We start from the raw sequence: 20848 nt of genomic DNA on the forward strand, positions 1-20848 counted from the left end.
GCCGAATGACGCAGGATGGGGTATCGCCGGCGGCGGGCGAGGCGGTGACGACGGTGACCGATCGCCGTGCCCTTTTTGCGGTGCCCGGCCTCGTGCTTGCCGGCGGCGCGCTTCTCTGTGCCACGATCACGCTTTTCGTATTGCTCGGCCTGACGCCGATTGCGCCGACCTCGCATGTCGTCGTCACCTCGGTGATCGTCAACTCCTTCTTCGTCCTGACGCTGCTGGCGCTCATCGGCCGCGAGGTGGCAAGGCTGCTGAAGGCGCGCACGCGCGGCCGCGCGGCGGCACGGCTGCACATCCGCATCGTCGTGCTCTTTTCGATCGTCGCGATCACGCCGGCGATCCTGGTCGCTATCTTCGCCAGTATTACGCTGAATGCCGGCCTCGACCGCTGGTTTGCGCTGCGCACCCAGTCGATCGTCAGCTCGTCGCGCAATATCGGCCAGGCCTACATGATGGAGAACGCCAGCTACCTCCAGGGGCAGACGGTTTCCATGGCCAACGACCTCGAGCGCAACCGCGCGCTCTACAGTCTCGACAGGACGGGTTTCGCCGAATTGATGACGCGCCAGGCGAGGGGCCGCGGCCTGCTCGGCGCATTCCTCGTCGAGCGCGACGGCTCGGTGATCGTCCAGGCCGATATCGCCACCGAAAAGCCGCTGCCGGCCATTCCGCAGGATGCGCTGGAGAAAGCGGCGGCCGGCCAGCCGACGTTGATTCCGCCCGGTGTTACCAATCTCGTCGGCGCGATTATCAAGCTCGATGCCATCCAGGGCACCTTCCTCTATACGGTGCGCGCCGTCGATCCCAAGGTCATGGGCGCCATGCGCATGATGGAGGAGAACGCCACCGAATACCGCTCGATGGAGGCCAACCGCTTCTCGCTGCAGATCGCCTTCGCCGTGCTTTACATCGGCTTTGCGCTGATCGTGCTCTTGGCGGCAATCTGGACCGCGATCGCCGTCGCCGACCGCATCGTCCGGCCGATTCGGCTGCTGATCACGGCGGCCGACAGCGTCGCTTCGGGCAATATGGATATCGTCGTGCCGGTGCATTCCGTCGATGGCGACGTCGCCAATCTGTCGCGCACCTTCAACAAGATGATCTCGGAAATCCGCACTCAGCGCGATGAGATCCTCGAAGCCAAGGACGAGGTCGACGACCGCCGCCGCTTCATCGAAGCCGTGCTGTCGGGCGTCACTGCCGCTGTCATCGGCGTCGAGCAGGATCGCCGCATCGCGATCGTCAACAGTTCGGCCGAAACGCTGATGTCGCTGTCGGCCGACCAGATGCTCGGCAAGCAGCTCGCCGACATCGCGCCGGAGGTCGATCAGGTGCTGACCGAGGCGGCGGTGCGCCATCGCGGCGATCTCCGCAAGCAGATCGCGCTGGTGCGCGGCGGCACGGTCAGGACGCTGAGCGTCCAGGTCACCCGCGAGGAAGTGCGCGACATGAGCGAATCCTACGTGATCACGCTCGACGACATCACCGACCTCGTCATCGCCCAGCGCTCGACCGCCTGGGGTGATGTCGCAAGGCGCATCGCCCACGAGATCAAGAACCCGCTGACGCCGATCCAGCTTTCTGCCGAGCGCATCCAGCGCCGCTACGGCAAGCAGATCGACCAGGGCGACCGGGCCGTCTTCGACCAGTGCACGGATACGATCATCCGCCAGGTCGGCGATATCGGCCGCATGGTCGACGAATTCTCCGCTTTCGCCCGCATGCCGAAGCCGACCAAGGAGCCGAGCGACCTGCGCGATATTCTCCGCGACGCGATCTTCCTGCGCGAGATGGGCAACAATCACGTCACCTTCCAGCAGGATTTCGGCGATCAGCCGCTGGAGGGCCTGTTCGACAGCCGCATGCTCGGCCAGGCTTTCGGCAATCTCATCAAGAATGCCGTGGAGGCGATCGAAGCCGTCCCGAGCGACGAACGCGACGAACGCAAAATTCTGGTGCGTGCAGCACTCGATGCCGGCCGCGACCGGTTCACCGTCGACGTAATCGACAATGGCCGCGGCCTGCCGGTGGAGAACCGCCACAGCATTCTGGAACCCTATATGACGATGCGCGAGAAAGGCACGGGTCTTGGCCTCGCCATCGTCAAGAAGATCATCGAGGAACATGGCGGGCAGCTCGAGTTGCACGATGCGCCCGCCGATTTTGACCGGGGAAGAGGGGCCATGATCCGCGTGCATCTGCCACGCCGGGATCCGACGCCCGCCGCTCCCGCAGCCAATGACAAGGAAAGCGTTTATGGCCTCTGATATTCTCGTCGTCGATGACGAGCACGATATTCGCGAGATCGTTTCCGGCATTCTCTCGGACGAGGGACACGAGACGCGCACGGCCCATGACAGCGACAGCGCGCTGGCGGCGATCTCGGATCGCGTGCCGCGGCTGATCTTCCTCGATATCTGGATGCAGGGCAGTAAGCTCGACGGCCTGTCGCTGCTCGATGAGATCAAGACTCGCCATCCGGATCTGCCGGTGGTGATGATCTCGGGCCACGGCAACATCGAAACGGCCGTCTCGGCGATCAAGCGCGGCGCCTTCGATTTCATCGAGAAGCCCTTCAAGGCGGACCGGCTGATCCTGATCGCCGAACGGGCTCTGGAAAATTCCAAGCTCAAGCGCGAGGTTTCCGAGCTGAAGCGGCGCACCGGCGATGCCCTGGAGCTGATCGGCACCTCGGTCGCCGTTTCGCAGCTGCGCCAGACGATCGAGAAGGTTTCGCCGACCAACAGCCGCATCATGATTCTCGGCGCGTCCGGCTCCGGCAAGGAGCTGGTGGCGCGGATGATCCACAAGAAGTCGACGCGCGCCAACGGCCCCTTCGTGGCGCTGAACGCCGCCAACATCACGCCGGATCGCATGGAAGTGGCGCTCTTCGGCACTGAGGGTACGCCGGGCCAGGCGCGCAAGATCGGCGCGCTGGAAGAGGCACATCGCGGTATCCTCTATCTCGACGAGGTCGGCGAAATGCCGCGCGAGACGCAGAACAAGATCTTGCGCGTGTTGGTCGACCAGCAATTCGAGCGTGTCGGCGGCTCCAAGCGCGTCAAGGTCGATGTCCGCATCATCTCTTCCACAGCTTATAATCTCGAAAGCCGCATTGCCGAAGGCTGGTTCCGCGAGGATCTCTATCATCGCCTTGCCGTCGTGCCGGTGCGTGTGCCGGCGCTGGCCGAGCGGCGCGAGGACATTCCTTTCCTCGTCGATCAGCTGATGCGCCAGATTTCCGAACAGGCCGGCATCCGTCCGCGCCGCATCGGCGACGACGCCATGGCCGTGCTGCAGGCCCATGATTGGCCGGGCAATATCCGCCAGCTGCGCAACAATATCGAGCGGCTGATGATCCTTGCCCGCACCGACGGGCCGGATGCGCCGATCACCGCCGACATGCTGCCGACCGATCTCGGCGATATGCTGCCCAAGGTTTCGGCCAAGAACGATTACCACATCATGACGCTGCCGCTGCGCGAAGCCCGCGAGATGTTCGAGAAGGATTACCTGATCGCCCAGATCAACCGTTTCGGCGGCAACATCTCGCGCACCGCCGAATTCGTCGGCATGGAACGTTCGGCGCTGCACCGCAAGCTGAAGTCGCTCGGCGTCTAAAGCATGATGCTGAAAAGTGCCAGCGGTTTTCGGGCAACATCATGCTGCGCTTTTTGATCTAGCAGGCGCGGCAGAGGCCGCGCCGTATCCCTCCATCGCTTCCCGGAAGACCAGGTTTCCCATGCCGAGAATCGCCTATGTGAACGGCCGTTACGTCAAGCATTCCGATGCCAGCGTCCATATCGAGGATCGCGGCTACCAGTTCGCCGACGGCGTCTACGAGGTTTGCGAGGTGCGCCATGGCTATATCGTTGACCTCACGCGCCATCTGAACCGTCTCGACCGGTCGCTGGGCGAGCTGCGCATCGCCTGGCCGATGAGCCGGGCGGCGCTGACGCAGGTTATTCGTGAGACCTTGCGCCGCAATCATGTCCGCAACGGGCTTTTCTACATGCAGGTGACGCGTGGCGTTGCGCGGCGCGATCATGTCTTCCCGGCCGAGGGCACGCCGCCGTCGCTCGTCATCACCGCCAAGAGCACCGATCCCAAAATCATCGCCGCCAAGAACGCCAACGGCATCAAGGCGATCACCGTGGCAGACAACCGCTGGGACCGCGTCGACATCAAGTCCGTCGGTCTGCTGCCGAACGCCATGGCCCGCCAGCAGGCGAAAGAGGCCGGCGCCCAGGAAGCGATCTACGTCGACGCCGACGGCCTGGTGAAGGAGGGGGCGGCGACCAATGTGTGGATCGTCGATTCGGATGGAATGCTGGTGACGCGCCCGGCCGAACACGGCATTCTGCGCGGCATTACCCGCACCACATTGATGGATGTGGCGGCCCGGCTGGAATTGAAGATCGCCGAGCGGAACTTCTCCGTTTCCGAGATGCTCGCAGCCCGCGAGGTCTTCATCACCGCAGCCACAAGTATTTGTTTTCCGGTCGTTTCCGTCGATGGCCAGACCATCGCCAACGGCCATCCCGGCAGCGTCTCGCAGAAAGTCCGCGAAGCCTTTTTCGACGTTGCGGAAAAGATTGCGATTTGATACCAAGATTTGCTGGACAGGTGGAATGAGGGTGCCGCCGGTCTTGCATGGAGAGGTTGATTGATATTCTACCGGCCAGTTCAGGCCGGCAATAAAGAAAGAAGCGGCGCGATGGCGGAACGTTCTCAGAATCTGCAGGACTTATTTCTCAATACTGTTCGCAAGCAAAAGATTTCCCTGACAATCTTTTTGATCAACGGCGTGAAACTCACGGGCGTTGTTACCTCCTTCGACAATTTCTGTGTTCTTCTTCGCCGTGACGGCCATTCGCAGCTGGTGTATAAGCATGCGATCTCGACGATCATGCCGGGTCAGCCGATGCAGATGTTCGAGAGTGAAGAAGCCGCGTCCTAACAGGATCAGCCGTCATTTCGACACGCGATACCAAGAACGATTCGATCATCCCTGAGGCCGCCAAGCACAGGGACGATATGCGTGCGACCGTCGTCGTGCCGGTTCTGAAATCCCGCAGTCGCGGCGGCCAGACCGAATCGGCCTCTACCCGCACGCCGGAAAGCCGGCTGGAAGAGGCGACCGGCCTTGCCCAGGCGATCGATCTCGATGTCGTCAGCGGCCAGGTCGTGCCGGTCAACGACCCGAGACCGGCGACACTGCTCGGCACTGGCAAGATCGAGGAGATCAAGGCGCTGCTCGATGAGCGCGATTCCGGTCTCGTCATCGTCGATCATCCGCTGACCCCGGTGCAGCAACGCAATCTCGAAAAGGAATGGAACGCCAAGGTCATCGACCGGACGGGCCTCATCCTCGAAATCTTCGGCCGCCGCGCCTCCACCAAGGAAGGCACGCTGCAGGTCGATCTGGCGCATCTGAATTATCAGAAGGGCCGGCTGGTCAGAAGCTGGACCCACCTTGAGCGCCAGCGCGGGGGCGGCGGCTTCATGGGTGGCCCCGGCGAAACCCAGATCGAAGCCGACCGGCGGTTGCTTCAGGACCGCATCATCAAGCTCGAACGCGAGCTGGAGCAGGTCGTGCGCACCCGCCAGCTCCACCGCGCCAAGCGCCGCAAGGTGCCGCATCCGATCGTGGCGCTCGTCGGCTATACCAATGCCGGCAAATCGACGCTGTTCAACCGCATCACCGGCGCCGGCGTGCTGGCCGAAGACATGCTCTTTGCCACGCTCGACCCGACGCTGCGCCGCATGAAGCTGCCGCACGGCCGCACTGTCATCCTGTCCGACACCGTCGGCTTCATCTCCGACCTGCCGACCCACCTCGTCGCCGCCTTCCGCGCGACGCTGGAAGAGGTGCTGGAAGCCGACCTCATCCTGCATGTCCGCGATATGTCGGATGTCGACAACCCGGCGCAGAGCGCCGACGTGATGCGCATCCTTGGTGATCTCGGGATCGACGAGGCCGAAGCCGGCAAACGGCTGATTGAAGTCTGGAACAAGATCGACCGGCTGGAGCCGGAGGTGCACGACACCATGGTGCAGAAGGCGGCCGGCGCCACCAACGTGGTGGCGGTCTCGGCCGTCAGCGGCGAGGGCGTCGACACGCTGATGGAAGAGATCAGCCGCCGTCTCTCCGGGGTGATGACCGAAACCACGATCCGCCTTCCCGTCGATAAGCTGGCGCTCTTGCCCTGGCTCTACGACCACGCGATCGTCGATGGTCGCGAGGACAATGAGGACGGCTCGATCACCCTTGATCTCCGCCTCTCCGAAACCGAAGCCGCCGAACTCGAACGCCGCATCGGCAACAGCCCCAAGCCGCCGCGCGAGGATTGGGAGCGGTGACGCATTCCCTTCTCCTCAGCGGGGGTCCGAAGGACGGGTCGAGACCTGTGGCTCGACCCCGGTCGGTGGCCCGAAGGGTCGGATGAGGGGGCACACGGTACGCGCTTCATGCTGCCCTTTGCTTGCGCTTCGTGCATTCGCTCCTGCCGTCGCTCACCCTCTCATCTGCCTGCCGGCATCTTCTCCCCGCTGGGGAGAAGGGAGACGCGGCGACGTTCTGCTCAACCGGTTCCGACGTCACAGCTTGCTCGCTTCGCCGTCGACAAGCTGGCGCTGCCGCATCATCGGCTTCCGTGGTATGGGTCCTCGGCTCAAGGCCGAGGAGAGAGTGGGGTTTGCTTCTCGCCAAACTCCGCCGGACCTACTCAGCCACGAGTGCTCTTTCAATGGCCTTGGCCGCCTGCCAGATCTCCTCCATCCGCTCCAGGCTCGCCGCCTCCAGCGTCTCGCCTTCTGCATCAAGAACCTGCTCGATGTGATTGAACCGACGCCGGAATTTCGTATTCGTTCCGCGCAGCGCCTGCTCCGGATTGGCCTTCACATGCCGGCCGATATTGACGACGGCGAAGATCAGGTCGCCGAGTTCGTCGCTGACTTTCGCCCGGTCACCTTCTCTCAGCGCCACCCGCAGCTCACCAATCTCTTCCTCGATCTTGTCGAGGATCGGTTCCGGCGCCGACCAGTCGAATCCCACCTTGGCGGCGCGTTCCTGCAGCTTCAGCGCTTCCGTCAAGGCCGGGAAGCTGCGCTGGACGGAACCCAAGAAACCGCCTTCGAAGTCCTCGGTGATGCCGCGTCTTGCTCGGCGCTCGGCGCGCTCGCGTTTTTCCGCCTGCTTGATCTCGTCCCATTGGATTTTCACGGCGTCGGGCGTATCTGCTTCCGACCGCGCGAAGACGTGCGGGTGGCGGCGGATCATCTTGGTGGTGATAGCGTTGACGACGTCGCCGAAGGAGAACTCGCCGGCTTCTTCGGCCATGCGGGCATGGAAGACCACTTGCAGCAGCAGGTCGCCCAGCTCGTCGCAGAGGTCGTCCATATCGCCGCGCTCGATCGCGTCGGAAACCTCATAGGCCTCCTCGATCGTATAGGGCTTGATCGTCTGAAAATTCTGCTCGATGTCCCAGGGGCAGCCGGTCTCGGGATGGCGCAATGCCGCCATGATCTCGATCAGCCGCGAAATGTCTTTTGAAGGTTCCATGGTGCCTCGGTTCAGCATCCTCAATTGAGGGGAATATCGTTGGCGCTCTTTGACGATTGGTAGCTGGTGGAAAGCGCATCGTAGCGCGCCTTGATGCGGACGGTCTGCGCCTTCAGCGCCTCTCTCAGTTGAGCGTCTTCGGTCTCGACGAGATCGGCGATGGCAAAGCTGTTCCAGAAGGCGTTCTGCCTGCGATAGCCGCCGGGTTCAAGCCCGAAGACCTCCTTCAGGATCTTCAGGTCGTGCGGAATGGCAAACGCGTCGCGGGAATCTTCGTGGCTGAAAAAATAGTAGAAGTTGTCGAAGCCCGCCCAGGTGATCGCTGACATGCACATGGTGCAGGGTTCGTGGGTGGAAAGGAAGATTAGATCCTTGGTCGCCGGCTTGTCGCCAAGTTCGTAGAAGCGCTTCAGCGTGTGCACCTCGCCATGCCAGAGCGGATTGTCCAACTCGCTATTGGTCTCGGCGACAACGAGCGACAGGTCGGATTTGCGCAGGATCGCCGCGCCGAACACCTTGTTGCCCAAGGAAACGCCGCGCTCGGTCAGTGGCAGGATATCATCTTCGATGACCGAAAGCAGGCGAGAGGCGATCGTCTTGTCAGGCATTGATATCTCCGGTTTTCCCTCAGTCTACCGCCTCGGCGGCGCAAGTGAAATGCGCCAAACGCCGGTGGACGTCGTTTGCCACAGGCTTTACACTGCGCTGCAGCAAATGCGCGGAGTGTGCTGTTTTGGTCAGCATGGGTGACTTTTCTCAAATCATTGAGAGGACGAGCAAAAGAATACGCGCATGCTCGGGCTTTCGAATTTCTGTTTCTTCAATCCCTTGCCGATCAAGGGCATATTCTGGCAACTTCGAAGTGGATTGATGATGCCTCCCAGGACTGAACAGCTTTCGGTGTTTCCCGCCTTCTTTCGCGTGGAAGGCCAGAAGACGGCTGTCTTCGGCAATGGCGACGAAGCTTTCGCCAAGGTGCGGCTGCTGCTCAATACGCGGGCGCGGATCGTCGCTTATGCCGAGAGGCCGGAAGCCGATTATCATGCCTTCCTCATCGCCAATCGCATCGAAACTGTGCGCGCCGGCTTTTCCGCCGAGCAAGTCGAAGGGGCCGCGCTCGTCTTCGCCGCCACCGGCAATGAAGCCGAAGACCGCGAGATCGTCGATGCCGCCCGTGCCGCGAAAGTTCCGGCCAACGCCGTCGATCAGCCGGATTACTGCGATTTCTTTACCCCGGCGCTGGTCAATCGTGCCCCTGTTGCCGTCGCAATCGGCACGGAAGGGGCTGGCCCGGTTCTGGCGCAGATGATCCGCGCGCAGATCGATCAGCTTCTTTCCCCTTCGCTCGGGCGCTTGGCAGCGCTGGCGACGAGCTATCGCAAGGCCGTCGAGCAGCTCATTCCGCGTGGCGTTTCCCGCCGCGTCTTCTGGCGCCGCTTCTTCTCGGGCGCCGTTGCCGATGCTGTTGCCAACGGCAACCTGCCGCAGGCCCGCCACGCCGCCGATCGGCTGCTGGGATCGATGGACAGGGTCGCGGGCCACGTCTGGCTGGTCGGCGCCGGTCCGGGCGCCGAGGATCTCCTGACGCTGCGCGCCCAGCGCGTGATGATGGAGGCCGATGTCATCGTCTACGACGCGCTCGTACCGCAGGCGATCGTCGATATGGGGCGCCGCGATGCCGAGCGGCTTTCGGTCGGCAAACGCAAGGGCTGCCATTCGAAGTCACAGGAAGAGATCAACGAGCTCCTGGTCGAGCTCGGTCGCCACGGCAAGCGCGTCGTCCGCCTCAAGTCGGGCGATCCGCTGGTCTATGGCCGGGCAGGGGAAGAGATGGCCGCATTGCGCGCTGCCGGCATCAGCTATGAGGTCGTGCCCGGCATCACCTCGGCTTTCGCCGCCGCTGCCGATTTCGAGCTGCCGCTGACGCTGCGCGGCGTCGCCTCCTCGCTTGTTTTCACCACCGGCCATGATCTCACCGGCGACGTGCTGCCCGATTGGGCAAGCCTTGCCGTTTCCGGCGCGACCATCGCCGTCTACATGGGCCGCACGGTTGCCGCCTCCGTCGCTGAGCGGCTGATGCAGGCCGGCATTCCCGCCGAAACGACAGTCGCCGTCATCGAAAATGCCAGCCGCACTGAGCGCCGCCTGCTGCACGGCACGCTTGCCGATCTTCCCGATCTGCAGCACCGCGATGAGTTGACCGGCCCGGTCATGGTCATTATCGGCGATGCCGTCGCGGGCGCCAATTTCGAACTGTCCGAGCCGCTGGTGCGTGTGAACGCCCGGCTCGAGGAACTTGCAAGGAGCTGAATATGGTAGACAAGGTTCTGACCGCCAACCGGCTGACGGACGGCATTGCCGTTTGGCTGGATGCGAACGGCAAGTGGTCGACCTCGCTGCAGGAGGCGCTCGTCGCCCGTCACAACGAAGCCGTCGAAGCATTGGAGGCAATCGGCAAGAAGTCCTATGCCGACAACGAGGTCGTTGACGTCGCCGTCGTCGAAGTTCAGGAAACCAACGGCGTTCTCTGGCCGCTTCGCCTCCGCGAGCGCATCCGCGCGCAGGGCCCGACCATGGAATACGCACCGGGCTACGCTCCCGCCGATCCCGAATTCATTGCAGTCTGAGGAAGACGATGTACCGTTACGACGAATTTGATCATGCCTTTGTCACCGAGCGCGTCGAGCAGTTCCGCGACCAGGTTGAGCGCCGCCTTTCCGGCGAGCTTGCCGAGGATGCGTTCAAGCCGCTGCGCCTGATGAACGGCGTCTACTTGCAGCTTCATGCCTATATGCTGCGCATCGCCATTCCTTATGGAACGCTGAGCGCGTGTCAGATGCGCATGCTTGCCCATATTGCCCGCACCTATGACCGCGGCTACGGCCACTTCACCACGCGCCAGAACCTGCAGTTCAACTGGCCGAAGCTGTCGGAAATCCCCGATGCGCTGGCCGATCTTGCAAGCGTCGAGATGCATGCGCTGCAGACCTCGGGCAACTGCATCAGAAACGTGACGGCGGATCATTTTGCCGGTGCAGCCGCCGACGAAGTCGCCGATCCCAGACCCTATGCGGAAATCCTGCGCCAGTGGTCGTCGGTCCATCCGGAATTCTCCTTCCTGCCGCGCAAGTTCAAGATCGCCGTCACCGGCGCCGAGCGCGACCGCGCGGCCATCCAGGTTCATGACATCGGCCTGCACCTGAAGAAGAACGACGAGGGCGAAATCGGTTTTGCCGTCTATGTCGGTGGTGGCCAGGGCCGCACGCCGATGATCGCCAAGCTGATCCGCGACTTCCTGCCCGAGGAGGATCTGCTCTCCTATACCACGGCGATCGTGCGCGTGTACAATCTGCATGGCCGTCGCGACAACAAATACAAGGCCCGCATCAAGATCCTCGTCCACGAGACCGGCGCCGAGGAGCTGGCGCGTCAGGTGGAAGCCGAATTTGCGGCACTGAAGGATAGCGAGCTCAAGCTGCCGGAACAGGATGTCGAGGCGATCGCCGCCTATTTCGCGCCGCCGGCTCTGCCCGAGCGTGCCGAGGGCTGGGAAAATCTCGCCCGCTGGAAGAAGGCCGATCCGGCCTTTGCCCGCTGGGTCCAGCAGAATGTGCAGCCGCACAAGAACCCCGACTACGGCATGGTGACGATCTCGCTGAAGCCGATCGGCGGCATTCCGGGCGACGCCACCGACGCGCAGATGGAGGCCGTCGCCGATCTCGCCGAGGAATATGCCTTCGACGAAATCCGCGTCAGCCATGAGCAGAACCTCATCCTGCCGCATGTGGCGCTGGCCGATCTCGAAGCCGTCTATCGCGGCCTCGTCGCCATCAACCTGGCGGAGGCCAATGCCGGGCTGATTACCGATATCATTGCCTGTCCTGGGCTGGACTATTGCGCGCTCGCCAATGCGCGCTCCATTCCGGTCGCGCAGGAAATCTCCCGCCGCTTCGGCAATCCCGAACGCCAGGCCGAGATCGGCGAGCTGAAGATCAAGATCTCCGGCTGCATCAATGCCTGCGGCCACCACCATGTCGGCCATATCGGCCTGCTCGGTGTGGAGAAGAAGGGCGCCGAACTCTACCAGATCACGCTTGGCGGTTCCGGCGACGAACATACCTCGATCGGCGAGATCATCGGCCGCGGCTTCGAGCCGGACCGCGTGACGGACGCGATCGAGACGATCGTCGACACCTATCTCGGCCTGCGCCTCGATCCGTCCGAAACCTTCCTTGCCGCCTATCGCCGCGTCGGGCCGCAGCCTTTCAAGGCTGCGCTCTATGGCTCGGCCGCGGAAGCGGCATAAGGAGGCGATGATGACGAAGATCTGGAGAGAAACGGGTTTTGTCGAAAACGATCCCTGGGTGATCGAAACCGAAGAGGTGAAGGCGATAGGGGAGCAGAAACAGCTGCTCGGCCTCGACGAGCTGATCGCCAAGGCCGACGAAAGCAACGATGTCGGTCTCGGCGTGCTGATCAAGCCGGCCGATGACGTGCGCCGACTGGAGCCCTATCTCGATCGCCTGGCAATCGTCGCTGTCGCCTTTCCGGCCTTCAATGATGGCCGCGCCTTCAGCCATGCCTCGCTGCTGCGCCAGCGCCTTGGCTACGGCAAGGAACTGCGCGCCGTCGGCGACGTGCTGATCGACCAGGTCCCGTTGATGCTGCGCGTCGGCATCGACAGCTTCTCGGTCAGCAACGCCACGGCGCTGAAGCGGCTGGCCGAAAACCGTCTTCCCGCCATTCCCCATCATTATCAGCCGGCGGTGCGTGACGCCGAAGCCGGCAAGGGCTATAGTTGGCGCCGTCAGGCGAAGCCGGCCGCATAAGCGACCGATCCGCCGTTTTACGATGACGGAACGGTAGCATGAAGACATTCGAAGTGGCGGTGATCGGTGGCGGTCTCGCCGGCATGATTGCTGCGATCTCACTGGCCCGCGGCGGCCGTAGCGTGGCGCTTGTCGCGCCCCTTGCCGCAAAAGAAGACCGGCGCACCACGGCGCTGATGGATCAGTCTATCCGCTTCCTCGACCGCCTGACGCTCTGGGAAAAGCTGCGCCCAGCTGCAGCACCGCTCACCAGCATGCGAATCATCGACGGCACTGACCGGCTGCTGCGGGCGCCGACGACCACTTTCCGCGCGGCCGAAGTCGGCCTCAATGCCTTCGGCTATAATTTCCCCAACAAGACGTTGATCGACGTGCTTGAGGAGGCCGCGTCCGGCGAGGGCAATATCACCCACTTCACCGATATGGCCGAATCGATTGACATTGCCCCGAATGCCGTGTCGATCACGCTTGCCGGCGGCGACACGCTCACGGCCGATTTCGCCGTCGGCGCCGACGGCCGCGGTTCGAAGCTGCGCGAGGCGGCCGATATCGGCGTCCGCAACTGGTCCTATCCGCAATCGGCCATGGTGCTGAATTTCGCGCATTCCCTGCCGCACCAGAATATCTCGACGGAATTCCACACCAAGCACGGCCCGTTCACTCAGGTGCCGCTGCCGGGAAATCGCTCCAGCCACGTCTGGGTGCAAGACCCCGCCGAAGCAGCAAGCCGTATGGAACTGCCCCTTGCCGAACTTGGGCTTCTCGTCGAGGCGCGTATGCAGTCCATGCTCGGCAAAGTGAGCGTCGAGGAAGGCGTCCAGGTCTGGCCGCTCTCCGGCATGATGGCGCATCGTTTCGGCAAAGGGCGCATCGCGCTGATCGGCGAGGCCGCCCACGTCTTCCCGCCGATCGGAGCGCAGGGGCTGAATCTCAGCCTGCGCGATATCATGGTGCTGACCGATATCCTTTGCGACAGGACTGAATTGCCGGTGCCGGCCGATGCCGGCGACAGCTTCGACCGCCGGCGCCGCGCCGATATCATGACGCGCACGGCCAGCGTCGATCTTCTCAACCGCTCGCTGCTTTCGGATTTCCTACCCGTGCAGATGCTACGCGCCGCAGGGCTCCATATCCTCTCCGCCATTCCGCCGCTGCGCAACATCGTCATGCGCGAGGGGATCGAGCCGGGCCGCGGCTTCCGCCATATTCCCGATTCCCTACGGGAAAAGCTGAAACGGAAGAAGGCCTGAGCGGATCGCGATCAGCCAGAGCGAAACACTCACCACCGAAAACACCGTCGTGATCAGGATCGTCGCCGACGCGCGCTCCTGCCACACGCCGTATTGCTGGCCGATGACGAAGACGTTGGTCGCCGTCGGCAGCGAAGCGAGCAGCACGGCGGCCTGTATCCAGACCGGTTCGAAACTGCCGATCGCGGTCAGCGCCAGGAAAACCGCGATCGGATGCAGGATCAGCTTGGCCGGCACGATATAGCCGATCTCCGCCGGGATGCGCTTCAGCGGCCGGAGCGCCAGCGTCACGCCCATGGCGAAAAGGGCGCAGGGAGCGGCTGCCTGGGCAAGGTAATCGACAAGGCGCAGAAACGCCGGCGGCTGGTCGAGGTGCAGGGCCGCCACGGCAAAGCCTGCCGCCGTCGATAGGATAAAGGGGTGCAGCGCCACCTTCCGCGCAATATCGGCGGCGAGCCGGCCGGGTGAACGCTTGTCGCCGCCGGCGACTGCCATCAGCGCCGGCGCCACGATGAAATGCAGCGCGTTTTCGAAGCAGACGATCAGCGCCACCGGCACGGCCGCCCCGTCGCCAAGTGCCAGGAGCGTTAGGCCCGGTCCCATATAGCCGATATTGCCGTAGGAGCCGGCGAAGGACTGGATGGTGCAGTCGGCGAGCGAATTGCCGCGCAGCACGCGGCCGACGACGAAGAGCAGGATGAAGACCGTATAGGTCGCAGCGACATCGGTGACGATGAAATCGACCCGCGTCAGCTCTTCGATTGGCGTGCGCGAGACGAGTTTGAAGAAGAGAGCAGGCAAGGCGGCGTAGATGATGAAGGTGTTCAGCCAGCCGAGCGCCTCGGCCGGCTGCTTCGTCGCCTTGGCGGCGATGTAGCCGATCAGAATCAGGCCGAAGAACGGCAGGAGCAGGCTGACGATATCGGCCAAAGAGATCTTCCAAAGCGCGGGGATGATTGGCGGGGTAAGAGCTGTTTAGCCGATTTGCATCAGGATCGGAAAGGTCTGCTGGAACCAGATCGCCACATCGCTCACCCAGCCGAACAGGAAGGCGAGGCCGGTGAGGATGAGAAAGACGCCCATGATCTTCTCGACAGTGCCGAGATGGCGGCGGAAGCGCGACAGAAAACGCATGAAAGCGCCGGAAAAGCCGGCGGCGATCCAGAAGGGAATGGCGAGACCCAGCGAATAGATGGCGAGCAGTCCGGCGCCGGAGCCGACCGTTTCGCGCGAGGCGGCAACGCCGAGGATGGCGCCGAGCACCGGGCCGATGCAGGGAGTCCAGCCAAAGGCGAAGGCAAGGCCCATGATATAGGCGCCCGTCAGCGTCGCCGGTTTGCCGCCGCCCTGGAAGCGCGCTTCGCGCGCCAGTACGCCGATTCGGAACAGGCCGAGGAAATTCAGCCCCATGACGATAATGATCAGCCCGCCGATCTTGGAGAGCAGGTCGAGATGCTGGCGGAGCGCCATGCCGATACTGGAAGCGCCGGCGCCGAGCGCCACGAAAACCGTGGCGAAGCCGAGCGTGAAGAGCAGGGCGGAAAAGAGAATCTCACGCCTGACGTCAGGCGCAACCGCAACCGCGCCGCCGCCGCGGAACTGTTCGACCGATATGCCGGCCATGTAGCACAGGTACGGCGGGACGAGGGGAAGCACGCAGGGCGAAAGAAACGAAAGCGCCCCTGCAATCAACGCGCTCCACAGGGAAATATCGGCAATCGACACGCATTCTCTCCGGCTGCAAATCTGCGCCCTGTTCCTAGCTTTGCAGCCCCCTGATTGCCAATCACCTTTTTGCGTGCGCCAGGAATATGGCTTGCCAGCGCAAGCGACATGGCTTGCGCGCGCAAGAAATGTGCCGATCGCCGAAAAAAGCCAAATTTTTCGGTTGACCGCAATGGGTCGCCTGCCTATGTTCCGCCCACTTCCAGCCGGGGTGCTTCACACCCGCGGAGCGGGAGAGCGTAGCTCAGCCGGTAGAGCAACTGACTTTTAATCAGTAGGTCTCGGGTTCGAACCCCGACGCTCTCACCATAAGTTCCAATGTCTTCTTATTTTAAGAAAAGCGCTGAGCTGGATAGAGCAGCGAAGATCCCTGGATGCGGTGGGTGAAAGCCCGCGTCTACTGCTATCTCGACCGGAAAAGGATGGTCGGCAGCCGCGCTTGGTCAGGAATACGCGCCAAAAGCCAAGAGAAGTGCACCAATCGCGATTATTGCCAGGGCCGGCCAGTTTTTGTATAGGCCGAGAAACCTCAGGCCTTGGCGCCGTGGTTCCAGCGTGGCGCCGCCTTGCGGCATCCGATGCGGATTACTCGGCCTTCGGCCGAGAGCTAATTGAAACAGAAAAAGAAGTCCGCCAATGATGAGAGCGGCACCAATCAGGATTGCCCACATCGTCGCCTCCGCTAGGGACAGGGGTGAGCGTTAAACCGGATCCGCGCCAGATTGTTCCCTTATAGTGGCCATCGGCAGCGTTTGCTTTCTCCGATTTCCATTTGGAACCAAATCCGCGCGGGCTCGATTTGACCATTGAGCAATCTTGGAGATTCCTCATGGATGAAACACCCAAAACCGCAATCCGCGGAATGATGCTGTACGTATTGGCTCTTCTCGTCCTGGGCATTTTGGCAGGGGCGGCTTACACGATCTATGGTCACCCCGCCGATCCCACTCAGCCGTCAGCGGCCGAAACGATTCCGGAAAAAGCCATCGCTCCACAGTGAGGCCGTCGTAAACCATCCGATTGGTTCTGTCGCAAAGTCCTCCCACCCTGACGGGAGCGGCCCTGTCGATCGGCCTGCCGGCAGCATCAAGCCCATAGATTTCTATTAGCAAGTTCCCGTGTTATGATTTCGGTCCTGGCGTCGTTCGCCGTGTTGCTTGCACAGAGACTTGTCTAATGAGTGAAGTGGACGTGCTTTTTGCCACCCTGCGACAGGCGGCCGACCCGCAGACGGTCGAGTGTATCGAAAACGTCGTCAGGCGTGGCTCGGATCGCGATCTCAATCGCATCAACGCGCTCGCCTTCGCCGAGAAGCATCATCTCGATGAGGAAAAGACGATCGCGGCGTTTCTGCATGCAGCCCGCATCGGCACCTTCGAGATGACCTGGAATGTCCTTTGCCCGGGATGCGGCGGCGTCCTCGACAGCGGTGCCACCCTCAAGGGTGTCTCCCAGGACACGTACCACTGCGCGCTCTGCGCGGCCGGATACGAGCCGACCCTCGACGAGATGGTCGAGGTAACCTTCACGGTCAGTCCCCGCGTGCGCAGGATTGCCGCCCACGATCCCGATCGGTTGCCTCCGCTGGAGTATTACCGCCAGATCTTCTTCAGCTCCGGTGTCGACTTGCCGGAGAACCTGGAAGCAAAGTTCGCGCGCATCCTGTTGGAGATGATCGAGTTGGCTCCGGGCGAGAAGGCTTTCCTCTCGCTGCAATTGCCGGCGCAGTTCGTCATCATCTTCGATGCGGTCACGCACTCGGCGCAGTTCATCGATGTGCAGGGGGAACCCACCGACGAACGTCAAACCCTCTCGATGGTCATTAGCCGGGGGCATGCGCTGAACGAGACCGTGACGCTGCGTCCCGGCTCGTTGCGGCTTATCCTTGAGAACCACACCGATCGCAGGGTGGTGCCGAACGTGTGCATTGCAGGCGATGACCTGCATGACCTATTGGGCCGCAGGCGGCCTTTCCTGACCGCCAAGCGCCTGCTGACCAACCAGAGCTTCCGCGACATTTACCGGACCGACACGCTCGATGTCGACCAGCGCCTGAAGATCACCAGCCTGACCTTCCTCTTCACCGACCTGAGGGGCTCGACCGCGCTTTATGAGCGGGTGGGAGATCTTGCCGCTTTCGATCTGGTGCGTGCGCATTTCCGCGTTCTTCATGAGATCGTCGCCACAGAGGCCGGTGCGGTCGTCAAGACGATCGGCGATGCCGTCATGGCGACCTTTCCGAGCCCGGACCGTGCGGTGGCGGCTGCACTCAGGATGCGCGAGGCGATGCTTCGGCTAAACGCCGAACACGGCAGCGACGATCTTCTCCTGAAGATCGGGATCCACGAGGGGCCATGCCTCGCCGTCAACCTGAACGATCGGCAGGATTATTTTGGTCAGACCGTCAACATCGCCTCCCGCGTTCAGGGGCTTGCCGATCCCAATGTGATCATGACGACCGAGGCGATTGTCGAAGATGCGCACGTCTCGGAGATCCTGCGTGACAGCGGCATCGCATCGGCTTCCCGTATGGCGGAACTCCAAGGCATCGGCAGGGAAGTCAAGATTTTCGCGCTGTCGTAAGCTTCGCTTGCTTGTCGAGGTCACATCTTTCAATAGCTGCACGACCGGGCATTGCCAGGTCTGAATCCACCCGCACATGCCGGGTTTACCGACGTGTCCCGCTGATATTGGTAGTCTTGGCTCTCCGGCCTTCCAGACGACGTGCAGGAGGAAGCCACCGTGGACATGCCCATCAGCGCGCCGGCAGCGACAAATGTAAGAAATCTGTTCATCCGAGCTTCTCCTTGGCAGGTTGGTTCTCGATGCAACCTATCATGCCATTACAAGCATATGCGAGGACTGGCTGGTTTGATCACGCGCATCTGATCGGCGCGGCTTGCCTGTGTTTGCGCAATTGATTCCCGGCCGGTGGTCAAATTGATTTCAGCATAATCTGATCGGGCTATTCTGCCGTTGTGGAAGTAGTGTCATGGCGGTTGAAGTCGTTTTATTCCTATTTTGTCTTGAACGCGTCATTGTTTTTTATTAGAATTAAAGCATAAAAAAGTAATATAAATGGGAGGATACTATGTCTGAAGCTCGGTTTGATCCGGTTTTTCTTCATCGAAACCATCTCATCGATCAGATCACATGCCTCGATGAAATCTTCGATGTCCTGGATGAATGGCCGGAGGAAAAGCGAGGCCTGGCATATGACACTCTCTTGAAAGCATGCAGGGATACGGCGAGCGGGCGTTTCCCGCTCAGCGCTGCGCGCGAGAATTTTCGGCGTTTTCTGAAGATGTCGGGCGTGCTTGAGGGTGGCCCCAAATTCGAGCGGGCGATCGGCAATCGAAATATCGGCAACGCCTGAAGCTCTGATACCGCGCCGCTGTCATTCGCGGCGCGGTCCAATACTCTTGTCCGCTGCTTGGATAGCCGCCTCTCATTCACCACGATGTGTATTGCCAACTGCTGGAGGCAAAGGGCTATCCAGCGGATGTCGACCTTTCGCCGGGGCCGGCATGAGCCCAGTCGCATCGGAAGGCCAGCATGGGCTTCGAAAACCCCTTGAGCCGCCGCCGCGTCGCGTGAGCGAAAAGATCGGTGGTGCCGTATTCCCGGAATATGTTCTCCGACACCAGGATCTGGTCGCTGGCGGCTGCCGCGCAGAGGCGGGCCGCCAACTGCACGGTCGATCCGAAGAGGTCATTGCTGTCCTCGACCGGTTCGCCGCAATCGAGGCCGATGCGGATATGGATCGGCTGGGCGTTGTTGCCGCTGTTGTAATGTTGGAATTCCTGCTGGATCGCCATGGCGCATTCGACGGCCGCCGTTGTCGCCGCGAAGGCTGCCATGATGCCGTCGCCGGTGTGCTTGACTTCGCGGCCTGAATTTTTGCCGAGGCATCGGCGCACGATCGCGTCATGGGCGCGGACCAGTTCTGTCCCCATGCGATCGCCGAGGCGTGCCGTCATCTCGGTCGAGCCCACGATATCGGTAAAGAGAATCGCCCGGTGGCCTGGATCCATTTGCGGCGACGTTTGGCCAGGCGCCGGATCAGGGTCGTTGATGCGGCCGAGAAAGGCTTCGACCGCTGACAGAGCCACCTCGACAATCTCATTGGCGACAAAACCGTGCGCCTCGCGATGCACGCATTGGACGGTTTCTATATCGGGCGAATCCACCAGGCAGAAGGCTGTCCCGCGCCGCTCGTCGAACCAGTAGGTGAGGAACTTGACGCCGTATCGATCCTGAATGTCGATATCCATGCGATGTGCCTGGGCCACCTCGGCGGGGGAGGTGCCTTCGAGATAGTGCCGGTCCATGAAGATGGGCATCGCGCGCTCCTCCCGATCAGAACCATGTGAACGTGCCGCATTGTACGGTCTGAGGGCTGTTCCGTCTACATCGGGCACAGTCGAGGAACAGAATTGAAATCTTGACGATGCTTTCGCTAAAGCAAACGGCATCGAAAGATCCGAACGATTTCTTGAGTTTGCCGATGAATTACATTGTCAAATAGGGATATGAAAGGCAGATACATGATTGTGCCGGAGATTGCTGCAAGTTGTGAGGGAATGCCTGGATTTTAATCAGAAAGCCTTCGCCGACGCTGGAACCTCGGCTGCATTTAGGGCGTTTCAAAAGCTCGACGCTCTATCAGGTGCGCCGAAAGCCTACAGGGGATCCGGGAGACATGGCTGTCATCGCCAGCGCTGAGCGAGATAATCTTCCGAACCTTCGCCCGCGACCCGCATTGACTTGGCGCGCATTCGGCACGCAAATTGCACGATAGAGATGAGCTCACCGAAACTAGGAAAAGCTGTAGGAAAGTGAGACAGACGGCAAATTTTCGACCGCTCGGCTTGGCCTCAATGGGGCTAGGTCATTATGCCGTCATTAACTCTGTATGGGACGCCGCGCGCACGCTCCTCCACGATTGGCCGGTGGACGACGGCGAAGAATATTTCGAAGCGGTAAAGGCGTGCCTTGACGCGATCATTGGCGACCTCAGGCCGGAAGAGGTTCGCGCGGCATTCGTAAGAGCGGCCCACGAGGCTGGCATCGCCGTCATAGAAGCCGCGGACTGAAAGCCTGCCGCGCTTCGATCCTAGCTCGCGGCTCGATCGCCCTCTCCGACACACAAGATCATCCAGCGCTTGACTTCTTCGGTCGAAGTTCTAAATTGGAACAAAACAGGAACATTGGAGATGATCATGACGCATACCGAACAGGTGATCGCCAACGCCCTAGCCCTTGTCGAAGCATCCCGTGCGACCCGCGAGCGGGATCAGTTGCGGCGTGCCGAATGGCAGAAAAAGGTCGAACTCAGCCGGCCGCTGCCGCCATTGCCTCGCCCGGTTCAGTTGCCGCTGGCGTTGAACTGATGTAGCCGGCAAGACCTTGGAACACGATCAAGCATGGTCCGATCAAACCTGGGAAGTCGAAGCCGTGCTTGCTTGGCATGA

The 20848-nt window shown here is 61.7% G+C and carries 21 protein-coding genes and 1 tRNA gene; 16 read left to right on the top strand and 6 right to left on the bottom strand.

Going from position 1 to position 20848, the window contains the following annotated elements:
- The first annotated feature begins 5 nt into the window (after positions 1-5).
- From ATY77_RS25440 to hflX, 5 genes are all read left to right on the top strand, one after another.
- Positions 6-2273, top strand: coding sequence for a PAS domain-containing sensor histidine kinase (locus tag ATY77_RS25440; protein ID WP_088689355.1), 2268 nt, complete (start codon positions 6-8; stop codon positions 2271-2273).
- On the top strand, positions 2263-3627 hold the full coding sequence (locus ATY77_RS25445; RefSeq protein ID WP_004674822.1) for a sigma-54 dependent transcriptional regulator: 1365 nt from the start codon (positions 2263-2265) through the stop codon (positions 3625-3627). Before ATY77_RS25440 ends, ATY77_RS25445 begins: the two co-directional genes overlap by 11 nt.
- Before the next feature lie 121 nt (positions 3628-3748).
- A complete protein-coding gene (locus ATY77_RS25450; protein WP_088689356.1) occupies positions 3749-4612 on the top strand; it encodes a D-amino-acid transaminase in 864 nt (287 codons plus the stop codon).
- Between the two features lie 111 nt (positions 4613-4723).
- The gene (hfq, locus tag ATY77_RS25455; RefSeq protein WP_003539403.1) at positions 4724-4966 is read left to right on the top strand and encodes an RNA chaperone Hfq; all 243 of its coding nucleotides are present in this window, start codon (positions 4724-4726) and stop codon (positions 4964-4966) included.
- Between the two features lie 77 nt (positions 4967-5043).
- Entirely contained in the window at positions 5044-6369 is a 1326-nt protein-coding gene (gene hflX, locus ATY77_RS25460) for a GTPase HflX (RefSeq protein WP_088689357.1), read from the top strand.
- 361 nt (positions 6370-6730) lie between these two features.
- Here the strand turns inward: hflX and mazG are convergent, their stop codons facing one another.
- Both mazG and ATY77_RS25470 read right to left on the bottom strand, forming a co-directional pair.
- Entirely contained in the window at positions 6731-7570 is an 840-nt protein-coding gene (gene mazG / locus ATY77_RS25465; RefSeq protein WP_088689656.1) for a nucleoside triphosphate pyrophosphohydrolase, read from the bottom strand.
- Positions 7571-7590: 20 nt separating this feature from the next.
- Positions 7591-8178 carry a nucleoside deaminase gene (locus tag ATY77_RS25470; RefSeq protein WP_088689358.1) on the bottom strand — a complete coding sequence of 196 codons (588 nt, stop codon included), beginning with the start codon at positions 8176-8178 and terminating at the stop codon, positions 7591-7593.
- 265 nt (positions 8179-8443) lie between these two features.
- Between ATY77_RS25470 and cysG the strand changes: the two genes are divergently transcribed.
- From cysG to ATY77_RS25495, 5 genes are read left to right on the top strand one after another with little or no spacing between them, the layout of a single operon-like run.
- Complete coding sequence (cysG, locus tag ATY77_RS25475) at positions 8444-9880, top strand: siroheme synthase CysG (RefSeq protein WP_088689657.1); 1437 nt, start codon at positions 8444-8446, stop codon at positions 9878-9880.
- Positions 9881-9882: 2 nt separating this feature from the next.
- Positions 9883-10197, top strand: a complete 315-nt coding sequence (locus ATY77_RS25480) for a DUF2849 domain-containing protein (protein WP_003586607.1) — start codon at positions 9883-9885, stop codon at positions 10195-10197.
- 8 nt (positions 10198-10205) lie between these two features.
- Entirely contained in the window at positions 10206-11876 is a 1671-nt protein-coding gene (locus tag ATY77_RS25485; RefSeq protein ID WP_088689359.1) for a nitrite/sulfite reductase, read from the top strand.
- A gap of 10 nt (positions 11877-11886) precedes the next feature.
- On the top strand, positions 11887-12399 hold the full coding sequence (locus ATY77_RS25490; RefSeq protein ID WP_088689658.1) for a DUF934 domain-containing protein: 513 nt from the start codon (positions 11887-11889) through the stop codon (positions 12397-12399).
- A 38-nt stretch (positions 12400-12437) separates the two neighbouring features.
- The gene (locus ATY77_RS25495; protein ID WP_088689360.1) at positions 12438-13649 is read left to right on the top strand and encodes a UbiH/UbiF family hydroxylase; all 1212 of its coding nucleotides are present in this window, start codon (positions 12438-12440) and stop codon (positions 13647-13649) included.
- On the opposite strand, the gene ATY77_RS25500 is transcribed toward ATY77_RS25495, so the two are convergent.
- Positions 13617-14579, bottom strand: coding sequence for an AEC family transporter (locus ATY77_RS25500; RefSeq protein WP_088689361.1), 963 nt, complete (start codon positions 14577-14579; stop codon positions 13617-13619). The genes ATY77_RS25495 and ATY77_RS25500 overlap by 33 nt on opposite strands.
- Before the next feature lie 45 nt (positions 14580-14624).
- Entirely contained in the window at positions 14625-15374 is a 750-nt protein-coding gene (locus tag ATY77_RS25505) for a cytochrome c biogenesis CcdA family protein (protein ID WP_088689362.1), read from the bottom strand.
- Between the two features lie 233 nt (positions 15375-15607).
- On the opposite strand from ATY77_RS25505, the gene ATY77_RS25510 reads away from it, so the two are divergent.
- A tRNA-Lys gene (locus tag ATY77_RS25510) sits at positions 15608-15683 on the top strand.
- Positions 15684-15817: 134 nt separating this feature from the next.
- Here ATY77_RS25510 and ATY77_RS25515 read toward each other — a convergent pair.
- Complete coding sequence (locus ATY77_RS25515; protein ID WP_088689363.1) at positions 15818-16045, bottom strand: hypothetical protein; 228 nt, start codon at positions 16043-16045, stop codon at positions 15818-15820.
- A gap of 158 nt (positions 16046-16203) precedes the next feature.
- On the opposite strand from ATY77_RS25515, the gene ATY77_RS32980 reads away from it, so the two are divergent.
- From ATY77_RS32980 to ATY77_RS25530, 3 genes are all read left to right on the top strand, one after another.
- Complete coding sequence (locus ATY77_RS32980; RefSeq protein WP_176538866.1) at positions 16204-16374, top strand: hypothetical protein; 171 nt, start codon at positions 16204-16206, stop codon at positions 16372-16374.
- A 176-nt stretch (positions 16375-16550) separates the two neighbouring features.
- Positions 16551-17957 (top strand): adenylate/guanylate cyclase domain-containing protein, encoded by a 1407-nt coding sequence (locus ATY77_RS25520; RefSeq protein WP_088674091.1) that lies wholly within the window; start codon positions 16551-16553, stop codon positions 17955-17957.
- A gap of 508 nt (positions 17958-18465) precedes the next feature.
- Complete coding sequence (locus tag ATY77_RS25530; protein WP_088689365.1) at positions 18466-18750, top strand: DUF982 domain-containing protein; 285 nt, start codon at positions 18466-18468, stop codon at positions 18748-18750.
- A gap of 115 nt (positions 18751-18865) precedes the next feature.
- Here the strand turns inward: ATY77_RS25530 and ATY77_RS25535 are convergent, their stop codons facing one another.
- Entirely contained in the window at positions 18866-19717 is an 852-nt protein-coding gene (locus ATY77_RS25535) for a nickel-binding protein (protein ID WP_088689366.1), read from the bottom strand.
- 495 nt (positions 19718-20212) lie between these two features.
- Here ATY77_RS25535 and ATY77_RS25540 point away from each other — a divergent pair, with 495 nt between their 5' ends.
- On the top strand, positions 20213-20470 hold the full coding sequence (locus tag ATY77_RS25540) for a DUF982 domain-containing protein (protein ID WP_088674087.1): 258 nt from the start codon (positions 20213-20215) through the stop codon (positions 20468-20470).
- Positions 20471-20596: 126 nt separating this feature from the next.
- A complete protein-coding gene (locus ATY77_RS25545; RefSeq protein ID WP_190233618.1) occupies positions 20597-20767 on the top strand; it encodes a hypothetical protein in 171 nt (56 codons plus the stop codon).
- Positions 20768-20848: the final 81 nt, after the last annotated feature.

It is taken from the genome of Rhizobium sp. R634 (genome assembly GCF_002211305.1).
Lineage (GTDB): Bacteria > Pseudomonadota > Alphaproteobacteria > Rhizobiales > Rhizobiaceae > Rhizobium.